General features: G+C 68.3%; 16 protein-coding genes. 6 read left to right on the top strand and 10 right to left on the bottom strand.

Features of this window, described 5'->3' with window-relative positions; all coding sequences use genetic code 11:
- From ACYVO7_RS13240 to ACYVO7_RS13215, 6 genes are all read right to left on the bottom strand, one after another.
- Positions 1–276 (bottom strand): DnaB-like helicase N-terminal domain-containing protein (locus ACYVO7_RS13240; protein ID WP_460450290.1); only part of this gene is annotated, 276 nt, incomplete at its 3' end.
- Positions 277–641: 365 nt separating this feature from the next.
- The gene (locus ACYVO7_RS13235) at positions 642–842 is read right to left on the bottom strand and encodes a helix-turn-helix domain-containing protein (protein ID WP_460450289.1); all 201 of its coding nucleotides are present in this window, start codon (positions 840–842) and stop codon (positions 642–644) included.
- A gap of 99 nt (positions 843–941) precedes the next feature.
- Positions 942–1,757 (bottom strand): hypothetical protein, encoded by an 816-nt coding sequence (locus ACYVO7_RS13230; protein ID WP_460450288.1) that lies wholly within the window; start codon positions 1,755–1,757, stop codon positions 942–944.
- A 91-nt stretch (positions 1,758–1,848) separates the two neighbouring features.
- A complete protein-coding gene (locus tag ACYVO7_RS13225) occupies positions 1,849–3,033 on the bottom strand; it encodes a tyrosine-type recombinase/integrase (RefSeq protein ID WP_460450287.1) in 1,185 nt (394 codons plus the stop codon).
- 192 nt (positions 3,034–3,225) lie between these two features.
- Positions 3,226–3,567, bottom strand: coding sequence for an enoyl-CoA hydratase/isomerase family protein (locus ACYVO7_RS13220; protein WP_460450286.1), 342 nt, complete (start codon positions 3,565–3,567; stop codon positions 3,226–3,228).
- On the bottom strand, positions 3,564–4,682 hold the full coding sequence (locus ACYVO7_RS13215; protein ID WP_460450285.1) for a branched-chain amino acid ABC transporter substrate-binding protein: 1,119 nt from the start codon (positions 4,680–4,682) through the stop codon (positions 3,564–3,566). Before ACYVO7_RS13215 ends, ACYVO7_RS13220 begins: the two co-directional genes overlap by 4 nt.
- A gap of 78 nt (positions 4,683–4,760) precedes the next feature.
- Here ACYVO7_RS13215 and ACYVO7_RS13210 point away from each other — a divergent pair, with 78 nt between their 5' ends.
- Positions 4,761–5,417, top strand: coding sequence for a CGNR zinc finger domain-containing protein (locus tag ACYVO7_RS13210; RefSeq protein WP_460450284.1), 657 nt, complete (start codon positions 4,761–4,763; stop codon positions 5,415–5,417).
- 195 nt (positions 5,418–5,612) lie between these two features.
- On the opposite strand, the gene ACYVO7_RS13205 is transcribed toward ACYVO7_RS13210, so the two are convergent.
- Together ACYVO7_RS13205 and ACYVO7_RS13200 are read right to left on the bottom strand one after the other, a co-directional pair.
- Entirely contained in the window at positions 5,613–6,668 is a 1,056-nt protein-coding gene (locus ACYVO7_RS13205; protein WP_460450283.1) for a hypothetical protein, read from the bottom strand.
- A 174-nt stretch (positions 6,669–6,842) separates the two neighbouring features.
- Positions 6,843–7,712 (bottom strand): sigma-70 family RNA polymerase sigma factor, encoded by an 870-nt coding sequence (locus ACYVO7_RS13200; RefSeq protein ID WP_460450282.1) that lies wholly within the window; start codon positions 7,710–7,712, stop codon positions 6,843–6,845.
- Positions 7,713–7,960: 248 nt separating this feature from the next.
- On the opposite strand from ACYVO7_RS13200, the gene ACYVO7_RS13195 reads away from it, so the two are divergent.
- The 4 genes from ACYVO7_RS13195 (at position 7,961) to ACYVO7_RS13180 (ending at position 9,991) form a co-directional block, all read left to right on the top strand.
- A complete protein-coding gene (locus tag ACYVO7_RS13195; protein WP_460450281.1) occupies positions 7,961–8,437 on the top strand; it encodes a carboxymuconolactone decarboxylase family protein in 477 nt (158 codons plus the stop codon).
- Positions 8,438–8,563: 126 nt separating this feature from the next.
- Complete coding sequence (locus ACYVO7_RS13190) at positions 8,564–8,797, top strand: hypothetical protein (RefSeq protein WP_460450280.1); 234 nt, start codon at positions 8,564–8,566, stop codon at positions 8,795–8,797.
- Positions 8,798–8,873: 76 nt separating this feature from the next.
- On the top strand, positions 8,874–9,122 hold the full coding sequence (locus ACYVO7_RS13185) for a dodecin family protein (RefSeq protein WP_460450279.1): 249 nt from the start codon (positions 8,874–8,876) through the stop codon (positions 9,120–9,122).
- A 146-nt stretch (positions 9,123–9,268) separates the two neighbouring features.
- On the top strand, positions 9,269–9,991 hold the full coding sequence (locus ACYVO7_RS13180) for an SDR family oxidoreductase (protein ID WP_460450278.1): 723 nt from the start codon (positions 9,269–9,271) through the stop codon (positions 9,989–9,991).
- Positions 9,992–10,003: 12 nt separating this feature from the next.
- Here the strand turns inward: ACYVO7_RS13180 and ACYVO7_RS13175 are convergent, their stop codons facing one another.
- Both ACYVO7_RS13175 and ACYVO7_RS13170 read right to left on the bottom strand, forming a co-directional pair.
- Positions 10,004–11,167: an acyl-CoA dehydrogenase family protein gene (locus ACYVO7_RS13175; protein WP_460450277.1), complete on the bottom strand. Its 1,164-nt coding sequence runs from the start codon at positions 11,165–11,167 to the stop codon at positions 10,004–10,006.
- Positions 11,168–11,237: 70 nt separating this feature from the next.
- Positions 11,238–12,170: a helix-turn-helix transcriptional regulator gene (locus tag ACYVO7_RS13170; protein WP_460450276.1), complete on the bottom strand. Its 933-nt coding sequence runs from the start codon at positions 12,168–12,170 to the stop codon at positions 11,238–11,240.
- Between the two features lie 160 nt (positions 12,171–12,330).
- Here ACYVO7_RS13170 and ACYVO7_RS13165 point away from each other — a divergent pair, with 160 nt between their 5' ends.
- Entirely contained in the window at positions 12,331–13,542 is a 1,212-nt protein-coding gene (locus ACYVO7_RS13165; RefSeq protein ID WP_460450275.1) for an alpha/beta hydrolase, read from the top strand.
- The last annotated feature ends 38 nt before the right edge of the window (positions 13,543–13,580 follow it).

Raw genomic sequence — 13,580 nt, 5'->3', positions numbered from 1 at the left:
CGTGGTCGCGTCGGCCGCGAGCCGGGCGATGTACTGAGCCACGGTCATGCCGCCGAGGTCGTGATCGCCGATGGCCATTCTGAGCAGGGCGACATCGAAACCGCCCCCCTCGTCCCGGCGCGCCGTCATCGCGTCGAACAACAGCTTGTGGACCGGCTCGCCGATATCGTCGGAAACCACGATCCCGCGTACCCGGTCGATCGTAGCCGGATCGACCAGAGCAGCCCCGAGAAGGGCTTGCTCCGCCTGGAGAGCGTCTTGCGTAAGGGCGCTCATGACCGCCCTCCCACCGGCTGCAGCCGTTTGCCTTCCCGAGCGCGCCACCAGTTAGCGGCGAAGTCGCGCTTCATCCTCTCGGTGAGGAGCCGAAAGGCCTGCTCGCCCGAAAGGACTCGAGGGGGGACTAGCCGCAGCGGCCTGTGGTCGCCCTGTACGGGTGAGGTCATGCGCGACCTCCCAGTCCGGTTATTTCCGCGATGACGCCCGCAAGAGCGGCCGAGATTAAGTACCGTCTCGTCAGCCATTCAACTGCGAGCAGTTTTGTGCTAGTTTTCTCGAACTGACCCGCCACTAAGCCAGGTCCAAGATCGAGCCCGGAGCCGCCCGCCAGCGGCTTCGGGTTCTTCGTATTGGCCATTGGTTCAGGCGGCCTGCCGGCGCGAGGACAGGAAAGCTTCGAGGTCGCTGCGAAGGATCAGGCGACGTCCCGCGACCTTGATCATGTTCAGCTTGCCCTGGCTCTCCAGGACGTAGAGCATCGAGCGGCTGAGGCCCGAGTATTTCACCGCGTCAGGGATGCGGAGTGCGTATGGGGTGACTTCGATCAGAGACGTGTTCGGCATGCTGCCGCTCCGTGTTTTCTTTCCACGGTCATGCAGTATCCACACGTTTCCGAGCGTGTCTAAATGCCAAAATTGCGCTGCATTAAAAACAGTCGCAATTCAGCTGTCGCATTTTTCTTGCTGGTTCTGGCCCTCGGAATTTCGTTTTGGACGTCCTCGAGATCCACCTTCGGGGTACAACGTGCGGAGGCGAGCCATCACTCTCCGGTACTGGCTAGGACCTCCCCCTTGCTGATAGGCGGTCCAGACGCTTTTTTCCCCCCGCCGCCCAGTGGTCTGAACGATGCTCCTGATCGTCTGGTCGAGTTCCTCCAAACTTTCGCGAGAAGCGTTCGCCGCGGCGGCCCGGTCGATCGCTTGGCCATGTTGGCCGCAGTCGTCAGATCTCTCTGATTCCGGGGCAGTGGCGACACCCGGGCTCCGGATCTCTTCCGGAACCCCCGGACTGCTCGGAACGACGTTCGTCCCAATCCCGTCTAGTCGAGAGGGAAAGGCCTTAATCAGGTCAACGCTTTCGATCACGACGTCGCCTAGTTTGGGACCATACGCGTCGCGGATGATCGTTTCGTTGTCGTGTTTGCGACCGATCTCCCAGCGTCGCTCAACTTGCACCGGGTCTACTCTTTGCCTCGTGCCTCCCCCGGAGAGTTCATACGCGGCAACTTTATTCGAGCGGAGGGCGGCCAACAGCAATCGGCCCGCTTCTTTCATCTGATGTTCGGGTATCTCGATATCGAACAGGTCAAGATCGAACGTTCCTGAGAACGGCAGTCCCATTTCATTTACCCGGTACTCCTCCCAGAGCAGTCGCACCGTCTCTAGGTCTCTCGTCGAGATCCAGGCCAGGGCCATGTCCAGCGTCCAACGCTGCTCCCCCGCGACATCGCCAAGCGAAACCAGGTCGTTCTCTTCCATCTCGCAGCACCATGCGGGCACCGGAGGAGCACAGGGAAGCCGAGGGTGCTACTCGACTTGTCGGCTGGCCGGCCTATCCCCGTGCGTTGGTTCAGCCGCGCCGGGAAAGCGCGACCACATTCCCATCCTTGGGCTCGCAGAAACGCGCCCAGCTGTCCATGAGCATTCGACGCTTTTCCAGCGCGTCTCCACGGCGATATGCACGCTCGACCTCGTCCCCAACCTTATGAGCCAGCGCCATCTCGGCTACGTCACGGGGGAAGTTGGTCGCCTCGCCGGCCCAATCGCGGAAGGACGACCGGAAGCCGTGCACCGTCGCGTTTTCGACCTTGAGGCGGCGGAGAACCATCTCCAGAGCCATGACCGACAAGCCGGCACCGTCCTTGCGGCCCGGGAAGACGTGGCCGTTCGCAGCGGTCCTGAGGGTCTGCATCGCCTCCAGGATCTCCACGGCGCGCTCTGACAGCGGCACACGATGCTCCTTGGCAGCTTTCATGCGGGAGGCAGGAACGGTCCACGTCTTCGCATCGAGGTCGATCTCGCTCCACCGTGCCCCGAGCGTCTCGCCAGACCGGGCCGCCGTGAGGATGGTGAACTCGAGGGCGGCTGCGGAGACGCTCGCATTGGTGCGGAGGAGCTCAAGCAGTCCAGGGATGGACGCAAATGGCATTGCCGCATGATGTCCCCTTTGAAGCTTCGTGCGCTTGGGCAGCAACTTATCGAGGTGGTGACGCCACTGCGCTGGGTTGGGACCGAACCGATGCCCCTTAGCCGTTGAAGCCGCGAGTACCGCCTCGATTCGGCCGCGCAACCGGGACGCCGTCTCCGGGCGGCTCGTCCACAGTGGCTTTAGAACGGCGAGCACATGCTCCGTCGTGACCTGGTCGACTGGGCGCGAGCGAAGCGGCTTCGCATACTCACGAAGGGTCATCTCCCATTGAGCCCTGTGCTTTGCGTTGCGCCAACTTGAGGCCATGCTGGCGATCAGCGCGTCAGCCTCCTCGCCGAACGTGGGGACGGCGCTGGCGGGCTTCAGGATGGCTCTGGGGTCTTTTCCTTGTCCAACAGCTTCCCGGGCTAAAGCGGCCCGCTCACGGGCAGAGGCTAGGGACACCTTGGTCAGCGAGCCGAGGCCAATCTCCGTCCGCTTGCCGCCCACCTTCCACATGAAGACCCAGGACTTCGCGCCGCCGGCCGAAACGCTGAGGTAGAGGCCGCCTCCGTCGGCGTAGCGCCCAGGCTCCTTGGCCGCGGCGACGGCGCGAGCGCTGAGCATCTTCTCGGGTCGCGCCACTGTCTTCCCTACCTTCTACCCCACCCGTGTCGCTGGCTTGCGGCGAACTACTAAGGACAGATTAGGACGATGGGCCTTGATTCATCAATGGTATTGCGGGCGGTAGTGGACGTTCGTGCACAGGCTTATACGGCAATATTGCGGACTCCGTCTCCGCCACCTTCTTCGTTTCGATCACTCAGGGCGCTGACTCTGCAAGGATGTTCGCCGCCACGAGGCGAACGGGGCAGGGGACCTGGGGCGGATCCGGGCAGGAGCCGTTGGCACCAGTCGGCCACGGTGGCGTCGAGCTTGTCCTCGTCGACGACCTCGTTGATCCAAGCCCAGGCGCTCGGCGTCCTCCGCCGTGTAGGTCCTGCCGAGCATGATCACCTCGCGCGCCCGCTTGTCGCTCATGTGCAGCGGCAGCAACTGCGTCGCGTACCAGATCGGCGAGTTGCCGAGGCGCGAATCCGTATGGGCGAAGCGGGATGACCGGGTCGCGACCGAAAGGTCGCAGAGGTTGGCGCCGGTCACTTCATCTCCACATAGGTGATCTTGCCGTCGCCGCCGCGCCGCCAGGTGTAGAGCACGTAATCGAGGCTGAGGCGGTCGCCCTTCTTGTCGTAGGAGATGTCGCCCAGCACCGTCTTGAAGGTCTTGCCGCTGCGCAGGACCTCGGCGACCTTCCGGGGATCGAGGGACTTGGCGTCCTCGGCCGCCTGCTGGATCAGCTGCACGGCCGCGTAGGAGTAGAGGGTGTAGGCCTCGGGGTTGAAACCCCTGGCGACGAAGCGCTGCACGACGTCCTTGGCTGTCGGGCGGTTCCGCGGGTCCGGCGGAAACGTCATGTAGGTGCCGATCACGCCGTCCCCGCCGATGGCGGCGAATTCGTCGGAGGTGATGCCGTCGGCGCCCATCGCCGGCGCGGTCACGCCCTGGTCCCGCATCTGGCGGATGATGAGGCCGAGCTCGGTGTGCAACCCGCCCCAGTAGACGAGATCCGCCTTGGCGGCCTTGATCTTGGCGACCAGGGCCGAGAAGTCCTTCTCGCCCGTGTTGACGCCCTCATAGAGCGCCTCCTTCAGGCCGGCCTTGTTCATGTTCGCCTTGGTTTCGTCGGCGAGACCTTTTCCGTAGGTCGTCTTGTCGTGCAGGACGACGACGTTCTTGCCCTTGAACGTCCTGGCGATGAACCCGCCGGCCACGACGCCCTGCTGGTCGTCGCGACCGCATGTGCGGAACGTGTTCCACAGGCCGCGGTCGGTGAATTTGGGGTTGGTCGAAGCCGGTGAGATCTGCAGGACGCCGCTGTCGGCGTAGACCTCCGAGGCCGGAATGGAGACGCCCGAGTTGAAGTGGCCGACCACGAACTTGACGCCGTCGCCCACGAATTTGTTCGCGACGGAGACGCCCTGCTTCGGATCGCCGGCGTCGTCGCCCTGAACGGCCTCCAGCTTCTGGCCGAGGACGCCGCCCGCGGCGTTGATGTCGGCGACGGCCTGCTGCGCGCCCGTGGCGAGCTGCGCCCCGAAGGCGGCGTTGGCTCCGGTGACGGGGCCGCCGATTCCGATCTTCACCTGCGCCGCCGCGTGATGCGGCGACAGCCCCGCCGCCAGGATCGCCGACAAGGCCCAGACCCGCGCGTTCATTGAAACCTCCTAAACCGACTTTGCAGGTTTCAGGCTAGGAGACTTGATTGCTCCGGTCAAACGGAGATAGATGGTTACATGATGCGTCCCACATTCCAGGCGGAGGGGCTTGCGCCATCGCGCGCCGGCACGCTCGACCTCGTCGGCGGCGAGCTGGCTCTCGACTTCACCAACACGTCCTCCGGACGCGGGGCGCCGAGCCATCAGGACCATCTGCGCACCGGCAGGGACGTGCTGGTCTGGGCCGAGCATGCGAGGGTCATCGAGCCGGCGGCCGCCGCGGCCGCGAGGCGGCGGATCGACGCCGACGACGCCGCGAGCCGGGAACTGCTCGACGCGGTCCTGGAGGCGCGCGAACTCATCTGGGAGATCGCCACGGAGGTCGCGGAGCGCCGGGCCGTGGACGCGGGACGGCGCGACAGGCTTGCGGCGCTGCACGCGCGATGTCTCGCATCGGCGACGCTGGGCTCCCGCGACGGAGCGTTCGTGTGGAGGTGGGACCCCGACAAGAGCCTCGTCCCGGCCATCCTGGGGCCCATCACGCTGTCGGCGTTGACGTTGCTGATGGAGCGGGACCTTTCGCGGACCAAGCGGTGCGAAGGCAAGGAATGCGGCTGGCTGTTCTTCGACGCGACCAAGAACAAGAGCCGCCGCTGGTGCGAGATGCGCGTGTGCGGCAATCGGGCGAAGGTCACCGCCTCGCGCCAGCGCCGCAAGGACACCGGACAGCGCTGACGCCTACGCAGCCGGGCGCGGCTCGACGGGCCCATCGGTCGCGACTCGACGGCCGCTGCGTCCCTTTGAAGGCGCTCAGCGGCCGTCGTCCGTCCCGGTCAGGCGACGGTCCGCGTCAGCGGACCGACGAACCGGTCGCCCTTTGGGCCTCCGGCCCCAGATGCGGGCGTTGCGGGTCGTGCGTATGCGTCGTCGTCAGGGCGGGAGCGTCGGTCCGGCCCGCGGTTCCGTAGAGGGCGATGTGGGATCCCAGTAGCCGGCGACGAACAGGACGAGGGCCGCCGCCAGGGCGGCGGGAATCGCGGCCACACGCCGTTTCAGCGCCGGCGCGAAGTGGATCTCGCGGGTGTGGTCGGCGGCGATCAGGACGATGATGGCCATGATCAGCGCATGGCCCACCATGTCGATCCGGCCGAAGGGATAGACGGCCGCGTTGAAGATGACGAACAGCGACACGGCGGAGAGCCGCCGCACCAGCGGCGTCCAGAGGAAGGCGAAGCCCAGCGTGAACTCGGCGACCCCGGCCATCGGGATGAACGCGTCGCGCGGGATGCCGAAGGTGAGGAAGGGCTTCTCGGCCACGAGCGGGTAGAACCACTCAGGGTAGGCGAACTTCTCCAGGCTCGACCACATCAGCGCGATCGCGACGCCCCAGCGCAGCACCTCGAAGCGATGCTTGCGCCAGTCCTCGTTCGAGGAGGCCTCCAGCACGAGATAGGCGGCGACGGCGAGGCCGAGGGCCAGGTAGTCGAGCAGGTGGAAGAGGTCGTAGTCACGCAGCGCGAGCGCCCACAGCGCGACGATGCCGGCGGCCGAGATCGGCATGGTGCGGCGGGAGAAGACGCCGGCGGCGATCAAGAGCTGCGCCCAGGAGACCCATTCGGCGGGCGTCTTCAGATCGGGGGTCAGGTAGACGCCGCCGACCGCGAAGATGGCGACGAAGAACGCGCCGGTCGTCACCCGCATGAAATCGTCGGCGCGGGACCAGAGCGGGTCGAACACGCGGTCGAACCCGGCGAGCACGGCTTCGCCGACGCGCGTGCGTTCGATGGCGCGGGTCGCCGCGAAGAAGACGGTCACCAGGACGATCGCGGTCCAGAACCAGACGTCATGCAGGGTGGCCGACACGGGACGCGGGGCCGCCCCGACGATGTAGGGGGCGAACCACTTCACATGGGCTTCGGCCAGGGTGGGAGCGGCGATCATCGTCGCCGCGGCGGCCGCGACGAGGCGGCGGGCGGTGTTGGCCATCAAGGCCTCCGAGTCGCGCCCTGCCGGCGCGTTTGGGGGGAATGGCAGGACCGGAGCGGGCGCAGCTCGATCAGAGGGCGCGACGTCTCGCCGGCCCCGTGGATCTACGCCTCCAATCTCCAGACGGCATCCGTAGATTGCGCAGTCCGTAGCCCTACGGACGGCGGCCCGCGGCTATCGCTGCGCCACGGCGCGCAGCTTGTCGGGATTACGGGTGATGTAGATCCCGGTGATCCGGCCCTGCTCGATCTCCAGGGCGGTGGTCTGGAGGACCGCGCCGCGCTCGCGGCTGACATAGCCGGGGAGGCCGTCGATCCAGACCGGCTCGAGCAGCTCTGCTTCGCGGCGCCCCCATTTGCGGTGGAGGCCTGCATAGAGGCGCAGCAGCCGCTCGACCCCCACCACCGGGTTGATGAAGGCCAGCACCTTTCCGCCGCCGTCGGACTGAAGCACGGCGTCCTGGGCGAGGAGGCTGCGCAGGGCCGCGACGTCGCCGCTGGTCGAAGCCTCGAAGAAGGCGCGGGCGACCCGCTCGCCTTCCTCCCGCTCCACCTGGAAACGGGGACGCGCCGCCTGGACGTGCCTGCGCGCCCGCGCCGCGAGCTGCCGCACGGCCGGGCCCTTTCGCCCCAGCGTCTCGGCCACCTCGTCCAGCGGCACGCCGAAGACGTCGTGGAGCAGGAATGCGGCCCGTTCGAGCGGCGAGAGACGCTCCAGGGCCAGCATCAGCGTCAGGGTGAGGTCGTCCTCGTCGACGCGCTCGTCGGGCGCGGACAGCAGCGGCTCGGGGAGCCAGGCGCCGACATAGGTCTCCCGCCGCGCCCTGGCCGACTTCATCTCGTCGAGGCAGAGCCGGGTGACGATGCGCGCCAGGAACGGGAAGGTCGCCTGGACCGCGCTCCGGTCCGTGGCCGTCCAGCGCAGCCATGCGTTCTGGACCACGTCCTCGGCCTCGCTCCGCGAACCGAGCATCCGGTAGGCCATCCGCAAGAGGCGAGGGCGGTGCGCCTCGAACGCCGTCGTGGGATCGTCGGGTCGCGTCATCGCCGCGTGTTTCCGAGGCGGGCTGTCGGAACGGGAGACCCTCACCATGGCGCATCCTCTCGCGCGTGAACAGGGACCGCCTCCATGGCGGACTCGCCTCTCCAAGACGAGCCGGACCGCCGCGATGTGACATGGCGCAGCGCCGTCGGCGATGTCACATCCCGGCCCGCGATCTCGTCCTGGGGGCGCCGACGGTCGACCGACGCGTCGGAATGGCCGGAAGGCCCTGTCGCACCACGGAGACGACGATGACCCTGCGCCTCAACTACGCCAAGCTGTCCCCCGACCTCTTCAAGGCGCTCGCCGATCTCTCGGCGTCGGCCAAGACAGCGCTCGACCCGACGCTGGTCAGCCTGGTCGAGATCCGCGCGTCACAGCTCAACGGCTGCGCGTTCTGCGTCGACATGCACGTCAAACAGGCGAAGATCCACGGCGAGCGCGAGCTGCGGCTCCACCACCTCGCGGTCTGGCGGGAGTCGCCGCTGTTCTCGGCGCGGGAGCGCGCCGCGCTCGCCTGGACGGAAGCGGTGACGCAGCTGCCGCCGCACGGAGTGCCCGACGAGGTCTACGGAATGGCGCGGGACGAGTTCGCCGAGAAGGAGCTCGTGGACCTGACCTTCGTGGTCATGACCATCAACTCCTGGAACCGCGCCAGCGTGGCGTTCCGCGCCGAGCCGGGAGCGGCCGACAAGCTCTTCGGCCTCGACCGCGCCGGCCTGTCCTGACCGGCGACGGGGACCGGGGCGCGTCCGGTCGGGGCGCGGTTCCGGCGTGGCCCGCGGGTGTGGTCACGCACGGAATCCGCCCCGGAAGGAGGGCATGCTGCGGGCAGGATCGCAGGGGAGGGCGACATGCCCCTTTACACCATCGCACTGTACCGGGACGAGAGCTGCGCCTGGCTCGGCGCCGAGCGGGCGTTCCCCGACGACGACGAGGCGCTCTGCGCGGCGCTCGCCGAATATGAGTGGTTCCTCGGGATGGACGAGGACACCCCCTCCCAGGGATGGCGCATCGAGGTGTCGGACGGGCGCGGCGAGCCCCTGCGGTTCAGCTGCGAGACGCAGGCTCCGCCGACCCTTCACTGAGGAGGTCGGCCAAAGGCGCTCGTGCCGGGCCGGCCGGAGGAGTACCATCCGGTCTCGCCTTCGACGGGAGGAGACCATGGCCGAGAGCGTCTACAAGGTCATCGAACTCATCGGGTCCAGCACGGAGAGCTGGGAGAAGGCCGCCAAGGCCGCCGTCGAACGGGCGGCGTCGTCGCTGCGCGACCTGCGCGTCGCGGAAGTCGTCGAGCAGGACATGCTGATCGACGAAGGCGGGCGGATCGAAGCGTATCGCGCCAAGGTCAGGGTCTCGTTCAAATACGAGAAGGGCTCCGAGGATCCGCTGGCGGAAGAGCGTCTCGAATGATCGCCTGAGCTTCAGCCGGGGGCTCGGCCTTCCAGCCGTCGCCGCGGGCCCGGCGGCGGTCGTCGCACGCGCGCCTTGCGGGCTCGCGCCGCGCGTGGAATGACGGGCGCTCGGTCCCCGTTAGGGGGAAGCCAGGAGACCCAGCCATGGACACGCTTGAGAACGGGACCCCGGTCAGGGTGGCGATCGTGGCCGCCGGCGGCAGCGGCATGGGCGCGGCGGCCGCGCGCAAGCTGGCGTCCGAGGGGTGCAAGGTCGCGATCCTGTCCTCGTCCGGAAAGGGCGAGGCGCTCGCGGCCGAACTGGGCGGCCTCGGCGTCACCGGGTCGAACCAATCCCCGGACGACCTGAAGCGCCTCGTCGACCAGACGGTCGAGCGGTGGGGCCGCGTCGACGTGCTCGTCAACAGCGCCGGCCACGGGCCGCGCGCGCCGCTCCTGGAGATCAGCGACGAGGACTGGCGACGCGGGATGGAGGTCTATTTTCTCAACGTGGTCAGGGCCACGCGGCTGGTGGCGCCGGTCATGGCCGCCCAGGGCGGCGGCGCCATCATCAACATCTCGACCGCATGGGCGTTCGAGCCGAGCCCGATGTTCCCCACCTCGGCCGTGTTCCGCGCCGGCCTCGCCGCCTTCACCAAGCTTTTCGCCGACCAGTACGCGCCGCAGAACGTGCGCATGAACAACGTCCTGCCCGGCTGGATCGACAGCCTCCCGCAGACCGAGGAGCGCCGCCAGGGCGTTCCCATGCAGCGCTACGGCACGAGCGAGGAGATCGCCGCCACCGTGGCCTTCCTGGCCTCGCCGGGCGCGGGATACATCACCGGCCAGAACATCAGGGTGGATGGCGGGCTGATGCGCTCCGTCTGAGGGGGGCTTCAGTCAGAAGGACCGCGGCAGGCCGAGCACGTGCTCGGCCACATAGGAGAGGATCAGGTTGGTCGAGATCGGCGCGACCTGGTAGAGGCGGGTCTCGCGGAACTTGCGCTCGACGTCGTACTCGCTGGCGAAGCCGAAGCCGCCATGGAACTGGATGCAGGCGTTCGCCGCCTCCCAGCTCGCCTTGGCGGCGAGGTATTTGGCCATGTTGGCCTGCGCGCCGCAGGGCTGGCCGGCGTCGAACAGGCGGCACGCCTCGAAGCGCATCAGGTTGGCGGCCTCGATCTCGATATGGCTCTCGGCGATCGGGAACTGCACGCCCTGGTTCTGGCCGATCGGCCGGCCGAACACCACGCGCTCCTTGGCGTAGGCGACGACCTTGTCGATGAACCAGTAGCCGTCGCCGATGCACTCCGCCGCGATCAGCGCGCGCTCGGCGTTGAGGCCGTCGAGGATGTAGCGGAAGCCCATGCCTTCCTGGCCGATGAGGTTCTCCGCCGGGATCTCAAGGTTCTCGAAGAAGAGTTCGTTGGTCTCGTGGTTGACCATGTTCGGAATGGGGCGCACCTCCAGCCCCTTGCCGACCGCGTCGCGTAGGTCCACCAGGAAGATCGACAGGCCCTCGGACTTGCGCGCCACCTCGGCCAGCGGCGTCGTCCGGGCGAGCAGGATCATCAGGTCCGAATGCTGGACGCGCGAGATCCAGACCTTCTGGCCGTTGACGACGTAGCGGTCGCCCCGGCGCAGGGCGGTGGTCTTGATGCGGGTGGTGTCGGTGCCGGTGGTCGGCTCGGTGACTCCCATCGACTGCAGGCGCAATGCGCCTGACGCGATCGCGGGCAGGTAGCGCCGCTTCTGCTCGGCCGAGCCGTGCCGCAGCAGGGTGCCCATGTTGTACATCTGGCCGTGGCAGGCGCCGGAGTTGCCGCCGGAGCGGTTGATCTCCTCCATGATCACGGAGGCCTCGGTGAGGCCGAGGCCGGAGCCGCCATACTCCTCCGGGATCAGGGCGGCGAGCCAGCCCGCGCGGGTGAGCGCCTCGACGAAGTCCTCCGGATAGGCGCGGTCCTGGTCGACCTTGCGGTGATACTCGGGCGGGAACCCGGCGCAGAGGGCGCGAACGGCTTGCCGGATCTCCTGGTGGTCGTGGGGGGCGGATGCGGGCATGGGGCGGGTCCTGACGAGCGGCCCTCCTCCATGCCATGGCGAGCCCGAACGGGGAACCGTCGCCGCGGGGTCAGGAGCGATGCTGGAGGGTCGCCGAGGGGGACTGCCCGTAGAGCTTGCGGTAGGCCACCGAGAAGCGCCCGAGCTCCCAGAAGCCGTGGTCGGTGGCGACCGCCGTCACGCTCGTGCTGGCCGGGTCGGCCCGCCGCAGCGCGCGGTGCGCCAGGTTCATGCGGCGCAGCCAGAGATAGCGGATCGGACCCATGCCGAGCTGCTCCTGGCAGCTGACCCGCAGCGTGCGCTCGGGCACGCCGATGGCGGCGCAGACCTCGCTCAGATAGAGCGGCCGGTCTGGCGCCATCTCGGCGGCCTCCTCGAGCCGCTGGACCACCATGCGGTGATGTCCGCGCGCCAGGCTGGTGCGGACCGGCGCCGCCTCGTCCAGGCAGAGCGCCAGCGCGTGCTCGACGCCGCTCTGCAGTCCCCGGGCGATCTCGGCGTCGGACAGCGCCTCCGGGGCCACCCTGGCGAGGCGCATCACCGTCGCATGCAGCCGCATCAGCCGCAGCCAGGACGATGGCGGCGGGCGCAGGATGTGGGTTTCGGGCCAGGACGGAGGGTCGCGGCCGATCACCGTCCGGAAGACCGCGTCGAGGCGGTCCGGGGCGAGCGCCAGGCTCGCCCAGTCGCAGGATCCGGCGGTCTGCTGGGAGTTGAAGGTCCCGGGCCGGAACGCCGCCAGCTCGCCCGGCGACAGGGCGGCGCCGTTGTTCTGGAGCGGAGCCTGGCGCTCGTCGGCCAGGAAAAAGATCGACGCCTGGTCCCGCGGGGCCAGGAACGCGAAGGTGCGCGGCAGGTTCTCCGAGCCGCTCTGCAAGGTCAGCCCGTCCAGATCGACGCTGGCCAGCGTCGCCCGGAAGTCGCCGTCGCCGATGAAGACCGCCTTGACCTGCGCGGCGTGGATGGCGTCGTGATAGGCGTAAGGATCGCTGAAGCTGGTCACCGCGCTCGTCACTGCACCCACCGTGACATCGTGTCCTCACGACATGGTTGCAGCACAGTTGCGCGCCCGCATTGATAAGCGTCAGGTCAGCGCGCCCTTCCGGCGGGCGGTCGGCCGGAATCGCATAGCCGGTTGGCGGCGGACCGTGCAGTCGAGGCGGATGAACCCGCTCTGTCACCTGACCGCCGGGGCGCGGCGCCCCATCTCGCGCGTCCTGCGCGCCTGGGGCCGCGACGGCGTCCGCACATCGCTGCGCTGCGCTCTGGCGGCCATCGCCCTTTTGACCGCCGCCTGCGGCACGCGGCCGGAGTCGGGCTTCCTGACGCCCATCGCCAGCGTCGACCCCGGCGCCAGCGCCCATACGCTCTTGGTCGCCACCACGCGCAGCCGCGACGAGCGGCCGGGGACGCTGTTCAACGGCGAGCGCGCCGCGCCGCTGGATTTCGCCAGAGTCGAGGTGGTCGTCCCGCCCCGGCATGCGCCTGGCGAGGTCGAGTGGCCCTCGGCCGCCCCCGGCGACCCGCGCACGGAGTTCACGGTGCGCAGCGCCTCCTACCTGAACGAGGAGAAGGCCTTCGTCACGGCCCTGAACGCCCAGCTGGCGTTGCGGCCGCCCGGCAAGCGCAACGTGCTGCTGTTCATCCACGGCTACAACACGCTGTTCGCGGAGGGCGTCTACCGTTTCGCCCAGGTCGTGCATGACGCGAAGGCGCCCGGCGTGCCGGTGCTGTTCACCTGGGCTTCGCGCGGCAAGCTCGGCCAGTATGTCTATGACACCAACAGCGCCACGACGGCGCGCGACGACCTGGAGCGCACCATCCGGCTCGTCTTCGCCAGCAACGCCGAGCAGGTGAACATCCTGGCGCACTCGATGGGCAACTGGGTCACCGTGGAGGCGCTGCGGCAGATCAAGATCTCCGGGCGGATCCCGCCGATGGAGAAGCTCGGCACAGTGTATCTCGCCGCCCCGGACATCGACGTGGACGTCTTCAAGTCGCAGATGCGAAGGTTCGGCAAGCCGCAGAAGCCGTTTTTCATCATCCTGTCCCGCGACGACAAGGCGCTCGGCGCGTCGCGCTTCATCGCCGGCGGAGAGAGCCGCGTCGGGGACGACGCCAACGAGGCCGAACTGGCCGCGCTGGGCGCGGTCGTGGTGGACCTCACGGATCTGAAGTCGGGCGATTCCACCGGGCACGACAAATTCGCAAAGCTGGCGCAAGTCGCGCCCGAGATGCATCTCGTGCTGCAGCGCGGCGTCGGCGGCGCAGGGCCGGCCCGCTCGCAGGCCGCGCTGGGGACGTCGCTCGGCGCGATCGTGTCGCTGCCGGTCACCCTCCTGGGCGCGCCCGTGAGGCTCATCACCGAGCGGTGAGGGCCGCGGGCAAGGCGGCGATCTGCCGAAATCGCATA

This window comes from Alsobacter sp. SYSU BS001988, assembly GCF_054796215.1.
The sequence above is the reverse complement of the archived record's forward strand: the minus strand, read 5'-3'. Positions and strand labels throughout refer to the sequence as shown.